At 43.5% G+C, this 21,679-nt stretch carries 21 protein-coding genes; 8 read left to right on the top strand and 13 right to left on the bottom strand.

What is annotated here, in order from left to right; translation table 11 throughout:
* The first annotated feature begins 69 nt into the window (after window positions 1-69).
* Window positions 70-1,470: a DASS family sodium-coupled anion symporter gene (locus L5M38_RS18850; RefSeq protein WP_168827785.1), complete on the top strand. Its 1,401-nt coding sequence runs from the start codon at window positions 70-72 to the stop codon at window positions 1,468-1,470.
* Between the two features lie 173 nt (window positions 1,471-1,643).
* On the opposite strand, the gene L5M38_RS18845 is transcribed toward L5M38_RS18850, so the two are convergent.
* Together L5M38_RS18845 and trxC are read right to left on the bottom strand one after the other, a co-directional pair.
* Window positions 1,644-2,078, bottom strand: a complete 435-nt coding sequence (locus L5M38_RS18845) for a hypothetical protein (RefSeq protein ID WP_212599576.1) — start codon at window positions 2,076-2,078, stop codon at window positions 1,644-1,646.
* Between the two features lie 58 nt (window positions 2,079-2,136).
* Window positions 2,137-2,559 carry a thioredoxin TrxC gene (trxC, locus tag L5M38_RS18840; RefSeq protein ID WP_263179993.1) on the bottom strand — a complete coding sequence of 141 codons (423 nt, stop codon included), beginning with the start codon at window positions 2,557-2,559 and terminating at the stop codon, window positions 2,137-2,139.
* Window positions 2,560-2,793: 234 nt separating this feature from the next.
* On the opposite strand from trxC, the gene L5M38_RS18835 reads away from it, so the two are divergent.
* Together L5M38_RS18835 and L5M38_RS18830 are read left to right on the top strand one after the other, a co-directional pair.
* Window positions 2,794-3,129, top strand: coding sequence for an FKBP-type peptidyl-prolyl cis-trans isomerase (locus L5M38_RS18835; protein ID WP_011845636.1), 336 nt, complete (start codon window positions 2,794-2,796; stop codon window positions 3,127-3,129).
* A 142-nt stretch (window positions 3,130-3,271) separates the two neighbouring features.
* Window positions 3,272-4,249 (top strand): sensor domain-containing diguanylate cyclase, encoded by a 978-nt coding sequence (locus L5M38_RS18830; RefSeq protein ID WP_219250988.1) that lies wholly within the window; start codon window positions 3,272-3,274, stop codon window positions 4,247-4,249.
* Between the two features lie 124 nt (window positions 4,250-4,373).
* Here L5M38_RS18830 and L5M38_RS18825 read toward each other — a convergent pair whose 3' ends face one another.
* From L5M38_RS18825 to L5M38_RS18815, 3 genes are all read right to left on the bottom strand, one after another.
* Window positions 4,374-4,718 (bottom strand): cytochrome c3 family protein, encoded by a 345-nt coding sequence (locus L5M38_RS18825; protein WP_105250378.1) that lies wholly within the window; start codon window positions 4,716-4,718, stop codon window positions 4,374-4,376.
* Window positions 4,719-4,787: 69 nt separating this feature from the next.
* Window positions 4,788-6,467 carry an FAD-binding protein gene (locus L5M38_RS18820; protein ID WP_263179992.1) on the bottom strand — a complete coding sequence of 560 codons (1,680 nt, stop codon included), beginning with the start codon at window positions 6,465-6,467 and terminating at the stop codon, window positions 4,788-4,790.
* A gap of 651 nt (window positions 6,468-7,118) precedes the next feature.
* Window positions 7,119-8,357, bottom strand: coding sequence for an OprD family porin (locus tag L5M38_RS18815; RefSeq protein ID WP_263179991.1), 1,239 nt, complete (start codon window positions 8,355-8,357; stop codon window positions 7,119-7,121).
* Window positions 8,358-8,636: 279 nt separating this feature from the next.
* Here L5M38_RS18815 and L5M38_RS18810 point away from each other — a divergent pair, with 279 nt between their 5' ends.
* Window positions 8,637-9,356, top strand: coding sequence for a FadR/GntR family transcriptional regulator (locus L5M38_RS18810; protein WP_113939236.1), 720 nt, complete (start codon window positions 8,637-8,639; stop codon window positions 9,354-9,356).
* Here L5M38_RS18810 and L5M38_RS18805 read toward each other — a convergent pair.
* From L5M38_RS18805 to L5M38_RS18785, 5 genes are all read right to left on the bottom strand, one after another.
* Complete coding sequence (locus tag L5M38_RS18805) at window positions 9,353-9,757, bottom strand: DUF1850 domain-containing protein (RefSeq protein ID WP_263179990.1); 405 nt, start codon at window positions 9,755-9,757, stop codon at window positions 9,353-9,355. The two genes, L5M38_RS18810 and L5M38_RS18805, sit on opposite strands and share 4 nt — an antisense overlap.
* Window positions 9,758-9,802: 45 nt before the next feature.
* Window positions 9,803-11,836, bottom strand: a complete 2,034-nt coding sequence (locus L5M38_RS18800; protein WP_131524216.1) for a TRAP transporter permease — start codon at window positions 11,834-11,836, stop codon at window positions 9,803-9,805.
* 108 nt (window positions 11,837-11,944) lie between these two features.
* The gene (locus L5M38_RS18795; RefSeq protein ID WP_263179988.1) at window positions 11,945-12,901 is read right to left on the bottom strand and encodes a TAXI family TRAP transporter solute-binding subunit; all 957 of its coding nucleotides are present in this window, start codon (window positions 12,899-12,901) and stop codon (window positions 11,945-11,947) included.
* Between the two features lie 279 nt (window positions 12,902-13,180).
* Window positions 13,181-13,303, bottom strand: coding sequence for a hypothetical protein (locus L5M38_RS18790; RefSeq protein WP_105250371.1), 123 nt, complete (start codon window positions 13,301-13,303; stop codon window positions 13,181-13,183).
* 365 nt (window positions 13,304-13,668) lie between these two features.
* Window positions 13,669-15,165, bottom strand: a complete 1,497-nt coding sequence (locus tag L5M38_RS18785) for a DUF853 domain-containing protein (protein WP_263179987.1) — start codon at window positions 15,163-15,165, stop codon at window positions 13,669-13,671.
* 367 nt (window positions 15,166-15,532) lie between these two features.
* Between L5M38_RS18785 and L5M38_RS18780 the strand changes: the two genes are divergently transcribed.
* From L5M38_RS18780 to L5M38_RS18765, 4 genes are all read left to right on the top strand, one after another.
* Entirely contained in the window at window positions 15,533-15,664 is a 132-nt protein-coding gene (locus tag L5M38_RS18780; RefSeq protein ID WP_263179985.1) for a hypothetical protein, read from the top strand.
* Between the two features lie 11 nt (window positions 15,665-15,675).
* Complete coding sequence (locus L5M38_RS18775) at window positions 15,676-16,101, top strand: hypothetical protein (protein ID WP_006084327.1); 426 nt, start codon at window positions 15,676-15,678, stop codon at window positions 16,099-16,101.
* Between the two features lie 130 nt (window positions 16,102-16,231).
* The gene (locus L5M38_RS18770; protein WP_263179984.1) at window positions 16,232-17,110 is read left to right on the top strand and encodes a neutral zinc metallopeptidase; all 879 of its coding nucleotides are present in this window, start codon (window positions 16,232-16,234) and stop codon (window positions 17,108-17,110) included.
* A 51-nt stretch (window positions 17,111-17,161) separates the two neighbouring features.
* Window positions 17,162-17,608: an NUDIX hydrolase gene (locus L5M38_RS18765; protein ID WP_263179983.1), complete on the top strand. Its 447-nt coding sequence runs from the start codon at window positions 17,162-17,164 to the stop codon at window positions 17,606-17,608.
* A 25-nt stretch (window positions 17,609-17,633) separates the two neighbouring features.
* Here L5M38_RS18765 and L5M38_RS18760 read toward each other — a convergent pair whose 3' ends face one another.
* The 3 genes from L5M38_RS18760 to L5M38_RS18750 form a co-directional block, all read right to left on the bottom strand.
* The gene (locus tag L5M38_RS18760; protein WP_263179982.1) at window positions 17,634-18,833 is read right to left on the bottom strand and encodes a class I SAM-dependent methyltransferase; all 1,200 of its coding nucleotides are present in this window, start codon (window positions 18,831-18,833) and stop codon (window positions 17,634-17,636) included.
* A 220-nt stretch (window positions 18,834-19,053) separates the two neighbouring features.
* On the bottom strand, window positions 19,054-21,054 hold the full coding sequence (locus tag L5M38_RS18755; protein ID WP_263179980.1) for a DUF4263 domain-containing protein: 2,001 nt from the start codon (window positions 21,052-21,054) through the stop codon (window positions 19,054-19,056).
* A 392-nt stretch (window positions 21,055-21,446) separates the two neighbouring features.
* The coding region (locus L5M38_RS18750; RefSeq protein WP_263176833.1) for a transposase at window positions 21,447-21,679 on the bottom strand (233 nt) is incomplete at its 5' end.

The following is a 21,679-nucleotide window of genomic DNA, read 5'->3' as shown; positions in this document are numbered from 1 at the left end:
AACCGCTTTGCCAAGTGTGATCTATGCCCTAAATTTGCGTCAAAATAAAATGGTATTAAGGTTGTAACCATGTCTTTAACAGATTCAAGTACTGCTCCACCTAATAAAGCTCCCGTCAGCGAGGGGCTCGATAAGAAAAAAATGCTGATCCTAGTGGCTGATATTGTGCTGTTATTTGCACTTTATTACGGTTTACCTTTTGAACAAGGGGTGAATACTGGGCTGGCCATTTTGTTCTTTGCAGCGATTCTTTGGCTGACCGAAGCGATTCATATCAGTATCACTGCGATTCTCGTTCCTATACTCGCCGTATTCTTTGGGGTGTTTGAAACCAAGGAGGCAATGAGTAACTTTGCCAATCCCATCATTTACTTATTCTTTGGTGGTTTCGTATTGGCTGCGGCCTTGCACCATCAAAAGATTGATACCCTCATAGCGCAAAAGCTGCTGCTAGCCTCTAAGGGCAAACTCAGTATCGCCTGTTTGATGCTGTTTGGAGTAACTGCGTTGCTATCGATGTGGATCAGCAATACCGCGACCACGGCGATGATGTTGCCATTGGCACTCGGGATTTTGCAGCAGCTCGACCGCGAAAAATACCACAGCACCTATGTATTCCTTCTGCTCGGGATTGCCTATTCGGCCAACATAGGTGGTATCGGTACTTTAGTGGGTAGCCCACCGAATGCGATTGCTGCGGCTCAAGTGGGCTTAAGTTTTAGTGATTGGCTGAAGTTTGGTATTCCAACCGTTATCCTCATGCTACCTATGATGTTGATTGCCTTGTATTGGTATTTTAAGCCTGATCTTTCTGCCAAATTTGATGTGAATGTTGAAGCTCAGAAGCTGACATTTCAGGGGAAATTTACTCTGCTTATCTTCCTGACTACCGTATGTTGCTGGATTTTCAGTGTACCGTTAGCTAAGGCATTAGGTGGCATCACTCAGTTTGATACCATAGTCGCCTTAGGTGCCGTCGTTTTACTCTCGGGCTTAGGTTTGGTCGGCTGGAAGAAAATTGAATCGACCACAGATTGGGGTGTACTCATATTGTTTGGTGGTGGTTTAACACTGAGCGCAGTACTAAAAACCACTGGCACCAGCGTATTTTTAGCTCACTGGATGACAGATATTTTCGGTAGCACTCACATGTCGTTGTTCGTCTTTGCTGTGATTGCTTTTGTGGTGATGTTGACTGAATTTGCCAGTAACACCGCCAGTGCTGCACTGTTAGTGCCTGTATTTGCTGCGATTGCTGAGGCATTAGGCATATCGCCTGTAATGTTATCTGTACTGATTGGTATTGCAGCTTCTTGCGCCTTTATGCTGCCGGTGGCGACACCGCCCAATGCTATCGTTTATGGGTCTGGCCATATCAAGCAATCGGAAATGGTGCGAGTCGGTATGATCATCAACTTTATCAGTATGATAGTCTTGGGTATTATCGCCCATACCTTCTGGGATATTTAACACTGATATAGTTCATGGCAACTTTGTGTTTCAACGTTGCCGCTATAATAGTATTCGCCTTATGAAGAGCATAGGGCGGATACTGATTTTGTTTTTAGCTGAGTCGTACCGAGTTTTTGGGCTTAGTGTCAGGCTTAGTGTTTCGAAGTTTACTCTATGCTTATGTTTTGCACTTAATTTGAGGTTAAGTTGCGACTAAAAGTATTTGCGCTATAAATTGCTTGATGTTGATAACGTAGATAAAAGATTTCTTTTACGTTGATGATATCAATCTGTTCAATGTCATTTTTATATAATACGGGAGTGGTATCGCCTTCAGTGACAGTAACGGCTTGTAAAATAATAGGCTTATCTGTCATGGCAAAAAACACTTCTGCTTGCTGTAAATTCTCTGAAAGATAAACATAAGCTGTCTGCGGCTCGGCAGAATTATGATCACTGCGAGTAAAGGCTATCCCTTGCTCAAATGGGCGAATGCATTGCTGAGTTTCATCGTTCCAAGTCCCTCCCTTGTCGAGACAAGTATCAATTGTGAGATGTTGTTGTAAACCCCATCCTGTCACCACTAGCAAGAGTACTGCGCCCAGTAAGAACATTGCTTTTTTCAATTTTCGTTACCTTTACAAAATTAGCTCGGCTGAGCGTTTGTATCTTAGCTCAATCCTCTTATTTATAGGCATTTAACCATTGGTTAAACGCTGAGGAGGGTAAAGCTCCGGCTTGCTGGGTGAGTATGTGGCCTTGTTTAAAAATCATTAAGGTTGGAATAGATCGAATATTAAATTGAGCCGCGAGGGCTTGCTGTTCTTCAGTATTGATTTTACCGAAGCGAAATTGAGGCTCCCATGTCTTAGCTGCTGCAGAAAATATGGGCGCAAAACTTTTACAGGGCCCACACCAGCTGGCCCAAAAGTCAACGACTAGGGGAAGCTCTGATTTATTAGCATGGTTGGCAAAGTTTGCGCTATTGAGTTCAATTGGCGCAGCCGTAAAGACACTGAGCTTACATTTACCGCAAGTGGGTTGTTGGTTTACACGCTCATCGGGAACGCGGTTTAACGTATCGCAATGGGGGCAGGCAATAATCATGGCAAAGCTCCAAAATAAAACGTTTATACGACTTATATATTGGGCTAACCGACAGTAATTTAAAGGGCGAGTGATGATGTTATCGCCCATGATGACCTTATTATTAAGGATTAAGCAGTGAACCGAGCTGCAGAAATGTTTAGATTGCGCCGACAAGCCCGCTCGTCGGTGATAAAATCCTGCGCAAAGTTGAATATCACGCCCTAAGTGCGAACAAGAAAAGAGAATGAAGATATGACTGAATTAGAAGTAATCGATCTGCAAGTGGGCGAAGGAAAAGAAGCGGTAAAAGGCGCACTGATCACCACCCAATATCGGGGATTTTTGCAGGATGGCACCCAATTCGATTCATCCTATGATCGTGGTCAGGCGTTTCAATGTGTAATTGGTACTGGCCGAGTCATTAAAGGCTGGGATCAAGGTATTATGGGGATGAAAGTGGGTGGCAAACGTAAGTTGTTAGTCCCAGCTCACTTAGCCTATGGCGAGCGTCAAGTGGGGGCACATATCAAACCAAATTCTGATCTCACCTTTGAGATCGAATTGCTCGAAGTGCTGACTCGCGACTAAGCGTGACAGGACTGCGAGAGTCTGTGTAAGCTCAATTGAGCCAATATGATTCTGGCTCATTTTGCACTCCTCGCTATGTTTCTTCGGCATTGGGTGATTTACACTGGACTCAATTTTCCCACTTAATGGAAAGAGATTTGTCGTGGCTTCGGATACTGCAGCAGAGTTAATTGCGCAACTTCAGGCTGAGATCGCTCAGCTAAAAAGTGAAAACGCTCATTTAGCAGCGTTGAATTATCGTGCCGAAGAAAAACTCTTTGCGGCCCTCGATGGTAATGGTTTATGTCTATGGGAACAGCATATTCCAAGCGGAAATTTAACCATATTTAACATGCGCTGGGGCGAAATGCTCGGGTTTAGTCCTGAAGAGTTTGCTGCCCATGTTGATATCTGGAAAAGTAAATTACACCCCGAAGATAAAGAATGGGTGATAAAAGCCTTTGAAGATCATGTGAATGGTCAAGCCGATTACTATCAAGCAGTTCACAGAATGCTACACAAAGATGGCAGCATAACCTGGGTGTCCGATCGTGGGCGTATTGTCGAGCGCTTAGCTGATGGAACACCACTGCGAATGATGGGCAGCCATATTGATATTACTCAAGAAAAGCGCTACGAAATAGATTTAGCCCGCTTAGCCCACAGTGATCCACTCACCAACTTAATGAATCGCCAAGCTATTGCCAAAGTATTCGATGAATCCTCGCAATCAGGTATTCACGGTGCGTTATTTTTTATCGACCTTGATGGTTTTAAAGCGTTAAATGACCGTCACGGCCATAAGTTTGGTGACAGCCTGTTGATGCACGTTGCGCATACTTTGGTATCTCACGCCGGTGAATTTGCGCAGATCGCACGGTTAGGGGGTGACGAGTTTGTGATATTACTGCCGTCATTTGATCGTGAATCTTTAGGGGCGCTCGCACAATCATTGCTCGATGTTTATCGAGATAAATTCCTGCTAGAAGGTTGTGAAGTAGAGGTAGGCCTGAGTATCGGTATTGATATATTTGGCTATGGTGATAGTTTTGCCGAGAGTTGTGATCGCGCGGATGCCGCCATGTATCGCGTGAAACACCAAGGAAAGCATGGATATTGTTTTTATCAGTCGTCGGAATAATGATCCAAGCCTGCAGATCTTAGTAATACTTAATTTATATTTGATTACAGTGCCTTATTCGAACAAAAAACCACCTTTAATGGTGGTTTTTTGTTTTTAGCTTTTTAAGCTTAGTGTCATCAGCTTATGGAGTTACAAAATTAAATGGTTGATGGCAACTGACACAATAGTTTTCAGATTTTTTGTGTACATGGTGGCACTTACTGCAATCAGTTTCTGTGTCGAAGTGGCGATTTTTATGAGGATTGGTTGGTTTTACATCCGCCGTTTTTTCCGCTAATTTCTTAGTGTTGTGGCATTGTACACACTTGAGCATAGGGACGGCTTGTCGTTCTTCTGCACCATGGCAGCTTGCACATTTAAGCCCTTTCGCCATATGAGTTTGATCGAGTAAAGTACTCTCTTTAGCGAACGCGCTGCCAGCGAAAATACCCAAAATAATAGCCAATATAATTGTTAAGTTTTTCATTGTTTGATCCCATTATTCATTTCACAGGATGCCAAAATGTGAGGCATCCATTATTGATGACTATGTGTTCTATAGTTTTGCTACATATTTGCCCGCTAAATAGCCGAAGGTGTAGCAGCGACCTAAAGACAAGCCAAATACCGTTAATGGGTAGTCAACGCCACCATAGAAACCTGCGCCTAGGTTACCAACAATGAATAAACCTGGAATTTCCTTACCATCGGCATCGAGTACTTGGTGGTTGTCGTTAACGAGAATTCCTGAACATAAAGTAGAAATACGCATACGACGGTGAATACCGTAAAACGGTGGTTTGAGCACTGGTACCATTTTACTTTTAGGTTTACCGAAGTCCTCATCTTTACCTTTTTTGCACAGCTCGTTATAACGGTTAACGCTGGCAACAAAGGTTTTTGGATCGCACTCTAACTTCACAGCCAATTCTTCTAATGTGTTAGCTGAATGGGTGTTGATCAAAGAGGGAAATACTCCTGTTTTCTCACCAGGAACTTCAGGCATATAGACTTTAAGCTCTTCAGGAGAATAGAGGTGGCCAGGCCAATCCTTCGCTTGCGTCATATAGTCAGAATCAAATACTTGTGAGTAATGCCCCGCATTCTGCTCATCTTTCAAGTAGTTATTCATTAGAGACATCTCAACCTTCTCATTCACAAAGCGCTCACCTTTACGGTTTACCGCTAAGAATGGCATGTCACACATGGACGCCGGGCCGGCATCGAAGTCGTGCAACATTTTGGTATGTCCAACAGGTTCGATAACGCCGCCAGCCCAATAGGCCATAGCAAAACCGTCACCAGTACGATCCATTTGTTTACGTTCAAAGTTTTTCAGTTCGGGGATGAAGAAGTCACACATGGCTTTGTTATTTTGATAGTCACCAGAGGACAGAATGACACCTTTCTTCGCCATGTATTTGTGATACTTACCATCACGAGTCTGGGCAATGACGCCGATGACTTTTCCTGACTCATCCTGGATTAATTGTTGTGCCGGCGTATTAAAGAAGAACTTAACACCCGCTTTTTCCGCCGTTTTAGCTAATGCGCGGATAGCATCACCTGTGGTGTAGGGTTTAGGGCCGCAGAAAGACGTGACAAAATTCAAACGGTCATCAGCATCAGCAATTCCGCGAATACCGTGCTGCACTTTAGTGCCTTGATCAACAATCTGGCCGCCACCTTGTTTCACTCTATCGATAACCCAAGTGACGGCTTCACCTGAATTGTAAGCCCATTGCTTAAGAAGGCCGGGATGTGAACGGTGTGCGTTATCCGCCATCAAACGGCTCACTAAAGCTTCAATTGCGGATTTATCACTGTTTTTCAGGTCAATCCCTGAACCTGTGTTTCCTTGAGAGACTGGAATGGCTTGCTTTTGCAAACACGCCACGGTTGCACCACTTTCTCTGGCGGATAGAGCCGCAGGTACACCAGAAGCTCCAGCACCGACGACAACAACATCAAAGGTTTGGGTTGTTGCAATATCTTTATCGGCAATCGGTTTTGGCTTAGGTAGAAAATTGAGCGTTGCGCCGCCAATTTCGCCATATTCAGTGCCAACTTGAAGTGGCGCAGCACTCGCTGAAGCAATACCAAGACTCGCAAAGGCTAAGCCGCCACTGCCCACCGCAGCTCGAGTTAGGAAGCTTCTTCGAGATATACCATTCTGAAGCACGCTAGCAGTGTATTGATCGATTTCTTTCGGTTTCTGTGAATGCTCTTTACTCATTTTGATACTCCTTGGGTCCTCATTGCTAAGGTCGATATGACACAGTTAGCAACGACACTGGATCTGGCCATAACCGCATATGATTTGTTTGCTTTAAAAACTAGAAGTGCAGTTGTGTGAAAGTGATTAAATTCTCATTCATTAACAACATACGTTTAAATGTATGACATATGACAATAAACCAAAAGAGGTATTAATTACATCTTTGCAGTGCTTCACAAAATGCTGGAGTTTTGAGCTGTTAATATGATTATTCTTTTTGAAACAAGCTAATGTAGGACTTTCTTTATTAAATAATGCAGTGAATTTTTTGAGGAAGATGTATTTCTTAAATACAGTGATCAAAATAAAATATGTGTTGTTAAGCTATTTCACTACATATATTTAGTGTTCTAGGTTTACGGGAGTTAATTGTGGTAATGAGGCGTTAGAGTCATCGTTATTTCCGCATCCGATAAATAAGACACATGAAATAGCCATGGCTGGAATAATTAAGAAATTATTTTTCCATTTTTGATCTCAATAATTAAGTCAACGCATTCACCGCAACATTTAAATGGATTGAGCATTTTGCAGTGTAAAAACCGGGTGTATCCAACAAGGCTGATACACCCATATAAGTTTTGGTGCAGGGGAGTTAAAACGGATGAACTATTTACCTAAGGCAAATTTATAAGTGACATATAAACGCAGATCGTCAAGATCTTCGGCTTGATCAAAATCGACCATGGCATAACGCGCCTTAAGACCTAGGCCCGATAACATGCCTGAAAATTTATAGGCGATTGAAAAGTTTGTTTCATTAAAATCTGACGCAGTCCCCTCTGGCACATCGTACTGCCCATAAAAGGCATAGGCTTCTAATCCACTCGCCCCTAATTTTTCAAAGTCATAGGCCAGCTTTAACGCGTTGACCTCTTCATTCGCCCGTGCAGATTGATATACCTGTTGAATGACCACTTTTTCATCGCCCCATGGGGTCAGCACTGTGTCATCCCCGGTTTTGGCGTACATATAAGTGAGATCTGCCCCCGCCAATTTGGCGCCTAGATGGAAGCCATATTGATAGGTATCGAGTGGGCCGCCGGTTTCTTCACCAGTGGCTTGTTGTGTTAAATAAGAGGGGGTTAAGTACAGATTAGTCGCACCTAACTGAGTGGATAATTTCACTTTGGCATAGGTTTGATTGAAAACATCTTCCATGCTGTAGTGCCAAAGATGGGCTTCAGTTTGGACTGTCTTAAAGGGCAATTGATATTTAGCACCTAGGGCATAAACTGGGTTATCGGCAACATCTGCCACAATACCCGCTCTTGCTAATTCGCTTTGTACCGCCTCTTTTACGGATACGAAGCTATTATCAGACCAGCCCATGGAATCTGTAATATAGAGTGCTGATAACGTTAGATTGTCAACACTCTTATTTTCTGCTGAAAAGCCGCGAAAAGTTCGTGGGATCGCACGAATGTCATGGGGATTCATCATTGGTGTGCGCAGTTCTTGTGCACCTAATTTGAATTGAGTATCCCACCAATTACCTTGGACAAAATACTCCTGTAAACGGTTGACGTTGTCATGATCGCCAGCGGCATCGCGAGCAACTAGGCCGTAGACATCATCTGAATCATTGGTCCAAATGGGATTTGCAGATGCGAAGCTGGTCCCAAAACTGAGGCCATTCACTTTTGCGGTATTGTAATAAAACAGTCCGCCAAATGACGTATCGTGTTTAGTGTTCGTCGTATTATCAAAGTCACGGGTAAAATCGAATAAGCGTAATTCCCCTTTTAACGTACCTTGGCTAAACATTTGATCAATGCTGGTATCTGCTGTAGCTGGAATCGCTAGCGTAGATAGCACAAGCAAAGATAAATAAGATTTTTTCATCATCATCTTCCCTATTATTAGTAAGCCCTGATCAGAATTGTCTGAGCTAGTTAAAGAAATTATGTTTAACATTCTTAGGTTAAATGTATGACGTATGACTAATGCCGACAACGAAGTTAAGATGAATATGAGAAACTAGTTACGAAATTCGCACAGATGTTACTTGGATCAACAAAGATGAATGTTTTTTAATCACTAATGTAGGAAAGATGAGAGTACTTTTTCTGCGTTAATGCGGTTTTATGCTAGTATGGCGACACTAAGCATATTTGGGATAATCAAGTGCATATCTTCAAGCCAATTAAGCAGATAAGAGCATCGAGTGAAGTCGGGCAGCAACTGAAAAATGCTATTTTAGACGGCGAATATAAGGCTGGCGATAAATTACCCTCTGAGCGCGAATTAATAGAATTATTTCAAGTTAGTCGCACTGTGGTGAGAGAGGCGATCAAAAGCCTCGAAGCGGGTGGATTAGTGGAGATTCGCCAAGGTGCAACAGGCGGCGCATTTGTTAAGCACTTAACCTTTGAACGTTTAAGTGATGCTTGCCAAGATTTATTTCTAATGGGGAAACTTTCCCTTCCTGAACTGTGTCAAGCACGCATGCTGATTGAGCCGCAAGTGGCTAGAATGGCTGCTAAAAATTGTACTCCAGAGCAAGCTAAAGCTTTGCAAGAGGCGAATAGTCATGAAAGTGACTCATTGGCTTATCCCGAAACTGTCATATTGCGATCTCAAGTACATTATTTGCTCGCTGAAATGTCTGGAAATCGCTTTTTAGAAGCGATCGTAAAATCCTTGTTGGTTTTATTAAGTAATCAAACGACTAAGTTTCAGCCACCGACTGATGAAATTCATCCTTTAGGTTTGCATGATGTCATTGTCGAAGCGGTTATCGCAAAAGATGGGGCGAAAGCTGAGGCCGAAATGTTTGCACACCTTGAGGATTTTAATCGGCGCCTAATAGAAATTGAGCGTAAATATATGGATAAACGCGCTTAAGGCAAAGAGCCGCAACCCCAAAGTTCAACCGCGGCTGTTTGTTTGTTGGGTAAGCCAATCCAATGACTCATGGCTTGGCATTGCACTTTTCCTGAGATTTGAGTGAAGCAAAGTTCAAAATCCCCTGCTTCGGGCGTGCGACCTAAGCGCAACACAGGCAAAATGGGCAGCTTGGGCTGATAATGCCAGCTGCCATTTTTAAAATAAGCATCATCTGGGATTTCCATTCCTGCACCCGTACCTTTCACTCTTGCTTCGACCAACACTAATCCTTGTGGCATGACGTTATAGTCTTCCTCCCAGCGAATTTTTTCTATGCTGTGGTTCCATGCCAAGGTGAAGTTGTCTGTGGGCACTTGGGCCCACAGCGTGCCCGCTAGGCCTAAACACAGGCCTAGCATCTGTTTACCTTCAATGGCTGGTTAACAACCAATAATCTCAAGAGCTTATCCTTGCTCTGCGAGACGTTTGAGTTTGCGTGCTCGCCAGCTGTGTTGCACGATAAATAGCAGCGCGAGCCCAAAGCCAATTTCATCACTCAACGGCGTAGCAAGAATTAAGCTCGCACCTGCAAGGAAGCCGATAACGCGTTCCCACCAGTAGAGTTTTTGTAATAGATATCCGGTAAAGATGACGCCCCAAATACCAATACCCACAGTCGCTTTTAGCAAGACAAACCCTGTAGCTAACCAGCTATCACCTTGAAGCATCAAAGCGGGATCGTAAACCGCCATAAAGGGGATCACAAAACCTGCAATGGCGATACGGATTGCCCAAAGGCTGATCTTAAGGCCTGATTCCTTAGCGATTGGCGCTGCGGCAAAACAGGCTAAGGCAACGGGAGGCGTGAGATCGGCCATGATGCCGAAATAAAATACAAACATATGCGACACAATCAGTGGCACACCGAGGTCGAGTAATGCGGGAGCGGCAATCGAGCTAGTAATAATGTAGTTAGGGATTGTGGGGATCCCCATGCCGAGCACTAGGCAAGTGACCATAGTTAACACGAGTGATAAGAACAAGTTATCTTGGCCAACGGCAAGAATATAGCTCGCGAAGGTTGAGGCAATTCCTGTCAGTGACACTATGCCGATAATCACACCGACTAAAGCGCAGGCGATACCCACAGGCACTGCATGACGGGCGCCTTCTACCAGTGCATGCAAGCAGATGGTGAGAGTATCTCTGCCGCCTTTAATAAACCAACAAATGGCGACTAATAAGGCGATAACCCCAAATACGACTCCGATCCCGAGTTGGAAGAAGCCAGCGCATAGGATGCCAAGGGCAATCCAAAAGGCAATCCGCATCGCCATTGAGGAAAGCCGCAGTACTATGGCTGAGCCTAAAATTACTATCGATGTGAGGGCGAGTCCTACCATGCCTGAGAACAGCGGCGTTCTACCCGAAAACAGCAAGTAGACTAAAATAAACAAAGGGATAAGGAGATACCAACGCTCTTTAATTGCCGCCCATGGATTCGGGCACTGATCTTTAGGCAGGCCACAGAGATTGGCGCGTTTGGCTTCTAAATGCACCATCCAAAATACGGAGCAGAAATAAAGTAGCGCAGGGATCAATGCCGCTTTGGCTATCTCGATAAAGGGGACGTTAATGGTTTCGGCCATGATAAAGGCCACTGCGCCCATGATCGGCGGCATGATTTGGCTGCCCATACTCGATGTTGCCTCTACCCCGCCGGCGAAGGCTGGGCGATAACCGAATCGTTTCATGAGTGGAATGGTAAATTGGCCCGTTGTGACCACGTTGGCAACACCTGATCCTGTAATCGTCCCCATCAATGCCGATGACACTACCGCAACTTTTGCAGGACCGCCGAGCTTGTGGCCAAATAATCCCATGGCAAAGTCGGTAAATAAACGGATCATTCCGGCTTGTTCTAAAAAGGAGCCGAAGAGAATAAACAGGAATATATACGTCGCCGACACATAGGTTGGTGTGCCGTATAACCCTTCGGTACCGAAGGCTAATTGATTGATGATCTGATCGAATCCATAGCCGCGGTGCATTAAGTCACCGGGTAAATATTGGCCAAATAAGCCATACATCAAAAAGATGCTACAGATGATAGGTAGCGCCCAGCCCATGACTCGGCGCGCTGCTTCAAACACTAATACGATCAAAGTGATACCTATCACTATATCCGCATCGGTCAGATCGCCTGAACGTTGAATTAAGTCGGCTTCGAAATACCACTGATAAGCCGCTGTGGCCATGCCAGCTAGACCGAGTAGCCAAGCGAGTGGCTGCCAAGGCTGAGATTTTCCTCTAGCGGGATAACTTAAAAAAACCACTAACAGTAAAAAGCCCACATGGGTGGCACGCAGTACTTGAGTCGAGACGGGATGAAAAGCGGCAGTGATGATTTGAAAAATAGAAAAAATTAAGGCTGTATAAAATAGAGCCTTGGGCCAATCGCCAGTATTTGCGCTGAGACCTTGTTGGGGATCACTCATATTATGCCTCACAGCATTAGACTACAGAGATGATATAAACGAGATGCCGTTATTCAACGGCATCTCAATTGCTTAGTTTGGAATAGGATGCACAGATATCAGTAAAACTTAGAGTGCACCAACTTCTTTGTAATAACGTTCTGCACCTGGGTGCAGTGGTATTGGCAGATTTTTCGTCGCTTTATCTACGCTGATGGTCTTCGCGGCGGAGTGCGCGTTACCGAGTCGGTCTAAGTGCTCGAACATGAGTTTTGTCATCTGATAGGCTAAATCATCCGATACACCGCTTTGAGTCACCAGTAAATTTTGAATGGCGACGGTAGAAACGTCGGTGGTTTGGCCTTCATAGGTCGATGCTGGGATCACGCCATGTTGATAGGCGGGATTGTTAATCTTAGCGATCACATCTTCTGGAATTTCAACAAAGTTGATTGCCATAGTCGCAGCTAAGTCACGGATAGCAGCCATGCCGAGACCGGAAGATTGTAAAGTGGCGTCCAATTGACGATTTTTGATTAGCTCAACGGATTCGGCATAGGGTAAAAACTCGACTTTCCCCATGTCTTCGTAACTTAATCCCGCAGCCTTGAAAATCGTTCTGGCATTGAGTTCTGTCCCTGATTTAGGGGCACCCACTGAGATGCGTTTTCCCTTTAAATCGGCCAAGGTTTTAATGCCAGACTCTTTATTGGCGACGATTTGAATGTAGTTAGGATAAGCCGAGGCAAGTACTCGGATTTTATCCAGCGGCGTTTTAAAGCCTGCATCAATATCACCTTGATATGCTGCTGCGACTGAATCACCTAAAGCGAACGCTAATTCACCACGACCCGCTTGCAATAAATTGAGGTTTTCTACTGAGGCTTTAGTTGCTTGAACTGAGGTTTTAGAACCTTCGATTCCTGTGCCGTAGAGTTGCGACAGCGCAACGCCAATAGGGTAATACACACCACTGGTGCCGCCTGTGAGAATGTTGATAAAGGCGGGGGCAGCAGCCATAGCGGCAGCACTGAGTGTGAGGGTCACTGCTGCGCCGACGGCGACAAAACGTTTTTTGATTTTCATTATGAAATATCCTTATTTTTTATAGTGTTATGTAGGGTCTTTCGAGCGGTAAATACCGTAATCAGCTCAATATAACTACATAAAACCTGGAAAAGGTCAATTAGGCTATAGTCGATAGCTGCTACTTTTGTATCACAAAACTGAGATCTGAGACTGTTTTGAGCAAGGTTGTATTGTGAAGTAAAACTTGGTTGGTTCAATGAAGCGGGCAATAAAAAGGGCTAACCTAAGTTAACCCTATTTGTGTTATTAGAGGACAAACCTCCTAATAACAAGACACTATTTAGTGTTATCTAAGAAACCTTTAGTTGCGTTTTTCGCATGTTTTGCTGCTCTTTTCTCTTTAGGAGACATCAGCGGTTGTTTCTTCGATTCTTTACGGTTTTTTTGCTCTTTACTCATATAAAACTCCATGTACTCTTTGGTTATTCATCAGGCTAATCATGTAAGCCGTACTTAATTGAACCTATTCCATGACGTCCTGATTGAAGCGAAATTTTTATCTCGAATTACAACATTTTAAATTGCAAATATCTAAAATCATTGATAATTATCTGTGAATTTATTTGCCTCAATGAGCGATTACAGCAAAATAATCTTATCACCGAATTCCGTACCATGATCCATTTATCACTTAGAATAATTAATGCTAATGCTAGCGTTAACCTGTATAAGAAATATGCGAACAAGGACACAGTACCTCTATTTTCGTCAGTGTTTGTGGTTTTAGTGGGCCCTAATTGGAGGCTTAACTAAGTACCATATGCTTAACGTCGGCTCGATTTACCTAACATGCCACCTAATATACCGCGCAAAATTTGTTTACCTAATTGGCTTCCAACCGTGCGTGCCGCTTGTTTTGACAAGGTTTCAGCTAACCCTTGGCTGCGCTTATTACCAAAAATAAGTTCACTGAACCAACCTTGTTCCTCAGCTTTTTGGCCCGTTTGCACATCACTTGCTGTGGATGTGGTGTCGCTGGTAGCGTTACCAACTCGTCTTTGGTTAAGGCGTTCGTAGGCCGATTCGCGGTTGATTAACTGATCGTATTTACCTCCAATCGGGCTTTGGGCGCGGACTTGTTGTAACTCCTCACTTGTGGCGGGTCCCATGCGGCAACGTGGCGGTGCGATGAGCGCGCGCTCGACCATAGTTGGCACGCCTTTGTCGGCTAACATAGACACTAAGGCTTCACCTACAGCGAGCTGGGATATGACGTCGCTAACAACCAGTTTGGGGTTAGGCACAAAGGTTTCGGCGGCGGTTTTAACGGCCTTTTGATCCCTTGGCGTGTAAGCTCGCAGGGCATGTTGAATACGATTACCTAATTGTCCGAGAATTTCGCTTGGGACATCATCAGGAAATTGCGAGCAAAAATAAACGCCTACGCCTTTTGAGCGAATTAGGCGCATGATCTGTTCGACGCGTTTTAATAGACTCGGTGGGCAACCCTCAAAGAGTAAATGCGCCTCATCGATAAAAAACACTAGCTTAGGTTTTTCGGGATCGCCGACTTCGGGCAGATTCTCAAATAATTCTGAGAGTAGCCAGAGTAAAAAACTTGAATATAAACGGGGAGTTAAAATCAGTTTGTTTGCTGCTAATAAATTGATAATGCCGCGCCCTTGTAAATTAGTGCGCATTAAATCTTCAAGCTGTAACGCGGGTTCACCAAAAAAGTCTTTGCCACCATCGCGCTCTAATCCTAGTACCGAGCGTTGAATCGCTGCGAGGGATTGGGCGCTGATTAAACCATATTTGGCGGAGATTTCTTTGCGTTCCTCGGCAACTAAGGCCAGCATGGCCCGCAGATCATCTAAGTCGAGCAGTAATAATCCTTGGTCGTCCGCTAGTTGAAAGACTATGTCTAAAATACCGCTCTGGGTGTCATTCAATTCTAAAATTCGGCCGAGTAAGGTTGGGCCCATTTCGCTGATGGTGGTACGCAGTGGATGGCCTTGAACGCCCGCTAAATCCCATAACACTACAGGGTTGGCTTCGTTGTGATAATCCTCAATGCCAATTTGAGTTGCCCTTTGTAATAGCTTTTCACTTGGGGTACCCGCCATCGCTAGACCTGAGATATCGCCTTTAACGTCTGTGATAAAAACCGGCACGCCTTGGCGTGAAAAACCTTCGGCAATACTCATCAGCGACACGGTTTTGCCTGTCCCTGTGGCACCGGCAATTAACCCATGGCGATTGGCATACTTAAGATTTAAGTGAACCTGTTGTTCACCTTTTCCTATTAATAGCGTATTCAAAGGCATTCCTTATGTTAACGGTAGGGCTTATATTGGAATCGTTGCAGCATCCTTATTTTAGCCACTGTGTATTTAATCCACTTTAGTGTCGTCGTTCATGCGTATAAAAATTCATCATTGAGTGTTGGCCTTAGCGTAATTTATGTCAACATGGGGCCTGAATAAGCTTGATATCACTTAGCAAAAATGTGTGATTGGCAATATGGGCGTTACCTATGAATGAGGTGTGTTATTTGGGTCATTCACTGAGGCGTGCTTGATGGTGAAATTCCCTTTGATTATGCTGCTCTTGTTCTTTACTGTGCTGACATCTGCCTGCACCTAATGAGTCTGTGGTGCAAGAACCTGTGTTGAATCTTATGAGCCTATGCGAGATAAACAGCGCTGTGTTGCTGAGGTGGATAAAAACCTTTATTTGTATGAAAAACTAAAAGCATTAGAAGAAAATCAACGGCTGAAAATGGCCAAAGAACAAGCCACTCAAAAATCGTTAATGTAGAAAGGATATCTATGAAAGGTGCGGGCGGAACACAGGGCGGGACGGGACAATTTTTTATGGGTCTTGCCATGATGTGTGGCGGATTTTATTTATTGTTCAATGCAATACAAGTGAGCTCTAGTTTTGGACTGGGCTATGGCTTATATCGAGTGAATGCCTTTGGGCAAGGCATGTCGATTACCACAGGCATGGTGATGCTACCGTTTATTATCGGCATTGTGATGGTGTTTTTTGACGCTAAGAGTAAGTTAGCTTGGCTGCTGAGTTTAGGTTCGCTAACGGCCTTGATTGTGGGTGTTATCAGCTCGATTCAATTCCACTTTAAATCTATGTCGGCCTTTGAACTTATCGTGATCCTCGTTTTGGCCTTTGGTGGTTTAGGGTTGTTTTTACGCTCACTGAAAGACGCGCCCACAAGCGATACACAAGCGAAATAACCACTGGACACTTAGTCACTAGGCTCTTAACCACTAGGCGCTAGAGTGCAAATACGAAATCAGAGTTGTGCATCTAAGCGACTTTAATAGCGGTTTAATGAAAGTTTTAACTACAGAGTGAAGGAATGCGATGCGCTGGCGTGACACTGACAGAAGCTCCAATATCGAAGACAGACGCGGCCAGCAAATGGCATCTGCGGGTGTGCCGAGTGCCTTGTTACTCAGGTTCTTGCCCTTTTTGCTGAGAACTAAACTTGGCCGCGTGGTGTTGCTCATCGGCGGCATTTATATTGCTTTTCAGTATGTTACCGGTGGTCTTTCACTTGACCCGAATACTCAAACTCATCTTAGCCAATCCCAATCTAGCTCAACAACAGCGGTACAGGATGAAAATGCCCAGTTTGTGGCGGCCATTTTAGGCACCACAGAAACCGTTTGGGGCCAGTTGCTCAAAGGGCAATATCGAGAGCCTAAGTTAGTGCTTTATCGCAATATGACCTCCACTGGCTGCGGTATGGGACAGGCGCAGTCTGGGCCTTTCTATTGCCCTGCCGATAGCAAGGTGTATATCGATCTTAGCTTTCTTGATGAGCTTAAAACATTAGGCGCGCCCGGTGATTTTGCCTTTGCCTATGTGATTGCCCACGAGGTAGGCCACCATGTGCAAAACCTGCTGGGCACTAGCACTAAGGTGCGCCAAGCCCAGCAATCTGGCAGTAAAGTGCAGGCGAATCAATTGAGTGTCGCACTTGAATTGCAGGCTGATTGCTACGCAGGGATTTGGGGGCATTATGTCAATCAACAACTTAACTTACTTGAAGCGGGCGATTTAGCGGAAGGCATTGCCGCCGCCAGTGCTGTGGGTGACGATCGTCTGCAAAAGATGGCGGGTCGCGCCGTACAGCCCGATGCTTTTACCCATGGCAGTTCGGCGCAGCGGGTGAAATGGTTTAAGACAGGGTTTGATTCGGGTAATCTCGCCAGTTGTAATACCTTTGCGGCGAAGTGATTTAGTCTGATATCTCAAATACGTACCGAACAGAAATGCAAGGATAACTGAGTGGCCTTTAACGATACCTTTAGATTGAGCAGCCACGCGGTTATCACTAATGCGCAGGGACAAGTACTGTTGCTTAAGGCCAATTATGGTAATTTTGCTTGGGGTTTGCCCGGTGGCGCACTCGAGCCCGGTGAAACGATTCACGAGGCCTTAGTGCGCGAATGCCAAGAGGAATTGGGGTTAAGTGTGCGGGTTAACTATTTGAGCGGCGTGTATTATCACAGCGCCTATCAATCCCAAGCCTTTATTTTTCGTTGTGAACTGTTGTTGTTTGATGGGCCTGAGGTGGCAAAAAATGGGGCAGAAGGTGAGCCATTGCCGATCCACTTAAGCCACGAACACTCAGAGTTTGCCTTCCACAATATAGATACCCTTAGCGCGGTTCAGCAGCAAAGAATTAAAGATTGCCTCAATTTCAACGGGGTTGTCATGAGCGCAAAGTTTTAATGCTTTGCCAGTAAACCGCCGGCCGTTAATCGGCTTGGGTTTGCGCGAGTAAGGTTTCTAAGCAGTGTTCCTTGATACCGTAATAGGCTTTAATGTCAGCAATTTGCGCGAGGATTGCGGCGCTGTCTTTCTGATTATTTTGTGGCTTTTTAACGGCCAAAATCATCTTATTTTTATTGGTATGTTCTAGGCTGATAAATTCAAACACCTTAGTCGCATAACCGTTGGCTTCCAAAAATAGCGCACGTAATGAATCCGTCACCATTTCAGCCTGTTGGCCCATGTGCACTCCATATTGCAGCATAGGTTTGAACAATTCAGGGCTGTGCATCTGCGGGCGAATTTGTTTATGGCAGCAAGGCGAACACATGATGATGTCGGCATTGGCGCGAATACCATAATGAATCGCATAGTCAGTAGCGATATCGCAGGCGTGCAGGGCGATCATCACATCGGTTTGCTTAGGCGCGTGGGTTCTCACATCGCCGCAGACAAACGACAATCCTTGATGATCGAGCGTTGCCGCCGTTTCATTACATAAATCGGCCAAGGCTTGGCGTAATTCCACCCCAGTCACCTGCGCATCATTGTGAAGGCTGTGGCGAAGGTAATCATGGATTGCAAAGGTGAGATAACCTTTACCTGAACCAAAATCGACCACATTGATTGGTTGGTCATTCTTGTGGGGTGAGGCTTCGAGTGCTTGACTGAAAACCTCAATAAACTTATTGATTTGCTTCCATTTACGCGACATCGCAGGGATAAGATTATGTTGGCTGTCCGTCACCCCGAGCTGAGTCAGGAAGGGGCGTTCAATATCCACAAAACGCTTTTTCTCACGGTCATGTTCTAACGGCGCAGCGACGGCTTGTTTAACATTATGTGTACTGATCTGTACTTTGCCTTTTTTGCTGATCTCAAGCTGAACTTCTGCCAGCGCCGTGGCTAAGTGGGCACTTTTAAAATCGCTACCGAGTAACAGTTTTATGCTGGCTAAGCCTTCGTCATAACTCAGGTTTTTTGTGATGTGATTCGTCTGATGCTGATACACAAACGACAGCACAGGTTCATTTTGCAAACTAATCGGCCGAATCGTAATGCGCTGCAAGCTTTTATCTGCCCCTCGGTACTTACTCAACAATAGTTTGATCAGATTATGCTTCGCCAAGCTGTCAGCCAAAAGCTGGTAAAAATCATCAAAAGAATTAAGCGCTGAATGGGACATTATTGTTTCCGAAAAAGTAACCAAGAAAAACAGGGTGAGTATTCTAACCGCGATCCGCCGCTACCTAAAGTTATTCTCACCGAGAAGGGGGGTTGGGGCAGACCTCCGCTGCTGATCTATCTGTTGGAGGTCGTAGTGATTAAGCGCTGTCATTCCAGTGACACACTCTATTAATAATACAGTGACTTGTTAGTCTCGGCACATAACTGCTTTTTCGTCATCACTCTAAATTTAATTTTTTAAATAAGACTGAATTTCTTTTTTTCGCATCACGTAATAGTTTATCAAATGAGATAACTTCAATTACGGTATTGAGATTATCATTGTAGAAAATATAGCCTTGATTATCTAGAAGGGGTTTATAATTTCTCATCTCAAGAATGTCACGTATTGAAGAAGTTAAATCGCAAATTACATAACAATATATTGGTATCCTCTTATTCAAGTGGATTTCTCGCCCCCGCTCATCCATAATCTGATCTGGCTTTCTTAGTTTAAGCACATATCCAGTAACCTGATCAATAGGATTGTCCGAACCGTTATAGTTATCACGCATTGGACGTTTAAACTCGACAATGATAGCCGTAGATGTCTCTCGCTTATCATCACCGTATACAACAGGATTATTAAAAACTAATAAGTCAGGACGTTCTTTAGAGTCAATATCAGTTACAGATTTGAATGATTTATCTGATGCAAGATGTTTATGGTAAGCCATACGTTCATCAATCAACCAAAGGTTATGTTCTTGCACATCATCGCTGGTAGAGCGAATTGCCATAATAATGTCATGAACAGTATCTTCTAGTGCATACTTGTCACTATCTTGTAACTCTAAGCTGAACTCTAAAGCATCGATCACAGCTTTTCTATGGACGATATATTTAGCAAGGTTTGATTTTCCAATCTCGTTTAGATCTTCGGTGTACTTTTGCAAAGACTCTTTATAAGCAGGGTAATCTTTAACTTTACTATGCTTTAATTCGTCTTTCAGTCGTTGGGCTTCTTGCTTTAATTCAAGCTCATAGTTTCGATTAAGCTTGTGTAGCTCAATGTCAAGTTTCTCGTCAGACAAATCAAAAGGGATTGTATTTAACCATAGTGGACGGTTCTTAATAATGTGTCGATACTCATAACCAGCGTGATTAACATATCGTTCAATCATCTCTTTATGCTTTGCATACATTGGTTCTAGGAATGGTTCAAATACTGTTCTCCCATAAAGCATTAACTCTATAATAATCGTGTTGATTGCAGGTGAATCCGCATCTTCATCACATAGGTCAACTTTTTCAGCAATTCTAAATCCCGTTCGTTCTTGGTTAACATATTGATCAAGATAAGAAGAAGTAACATAAATTGAGTAATTAAATTTTAAACCATTAATATCTTCAAAAATAGGAGGTACATTTTCTTCGTATTCTTTTAGTGTATAACCTCTTACAGAGCGAGAATCTGCACAGAGGAAAACTTTGTGATTTTTCTGTTTAGTGATCTTATAGTTTTTGAAAAAATGGGCTTTAAATTGGTTAGAGCCAATTGAAAACTCTTTTTGTTCAATTTCATGTGAATAGGTCGTTTCAAAAACAACTAGTAGATCAATGCTTTCACCACAATCACCTAGTAATTTGAATGATTTTATTTTGCCTTCTAGGAAGTAGATAAGGCTGTGCTCTATGATTTCTGAGGCTATATTATCAAGGTTTTTAGGTAATCTGGTGCGATAGGGATCTTGAATTTCTTTAAGAGAAACTTTAGTTCTTACTCTCTCTGATTGTTCAGCGCTTATTAATTTTTCACTTTCAAAATCAACATCATCAACGGAGAAGCCAAAGGTTAGTTTTTTCTTTTCTTGATTATCGAGATAGACACTTTCGACCTCTACAGTTTCAAAAGCTTTAAGCCATGTGAAGCGACCAACTCCCTTACAACCTAAACTAGATTTGTAGGTAGATTCAGCCGTCTTAAATGATTGATAATTATCATGGTTAAATCCTTCACCATAATCAACAATTTCAAAAGATTCTATCTGTTGAAATTTACGGTCATCTTCGTTCAAAACTTCCTGAGTCGTTTGACGAAAAGCTGTAATGGTTAGTTCAGCTTTATCACCTTTTCTAGTTGCTTGAATTGAGTTAACAATAGCCTCAAATAAAGGAACAAGACGATCACTAGGTGATAATTTGAGATTTTGAACTTTACCTTTAACATCTATTTGCACTGTAGTCCCTTATCCAATACATTTTGGCAGAGTTTAGGAGTTGATAATACAATAAAACTGCTATTTCCACATTGAGTCAAACTAATTTAATGCGAATTAAATGCTTCTTTATAATCTGTTTCAATTTTCTACATTGAGAAAATAAAGATAACGTAAGTCAATTGAGCTTAAAATGTAACCCTTTTAATTAGATCTTTTTTTGTCTTCCTCTGAGTAAATTTAACGAGCCACCCATTGTTAAATTTACAGAGTGCATGCTTGTAAGAAGGGGTTCAGATTACTGTAGGGGTTGGCAAGATTAAGCACTGTCATAGAAGTGACCGTTGACGGCATGGATGCCGTCGTCGAGCCTATAGGGATATATTTACGGCGAGTCATACCAATTACATTAATTAACTGGTCAAAATTGTCCACGGTCTAGTACACAATTCTATCACTCTTGCTTTCTTCTCAATGAAGGTATTCCATGCGATAGAGCACTGTTCGACAATATCGTCATAACCACTAAAACAACGATTGGCCAACACRTTTTGACGCAGCCATTGCCATACCTGCTCTATTGGATTCAACTCCGGTGAATAAGGTGGCAACTTGAGAAGCGTCAGATTATCAAAGTCATCGGCCA

The organism is Shewanella sp. SM101 (assembly GCF_025654465.1).
GTDB classification, from domain to species: Bacteria; Pseudomonadota; Gammaproteobacteria; order Enterobacterales; family Shewanellaceae; genus Shewanella; species Shewanella oncorhynchi.
Note: the sequence above shows the minus strand (reverse complement) of the source record. Positions and strands in the feature narration are given on the sequence as shown.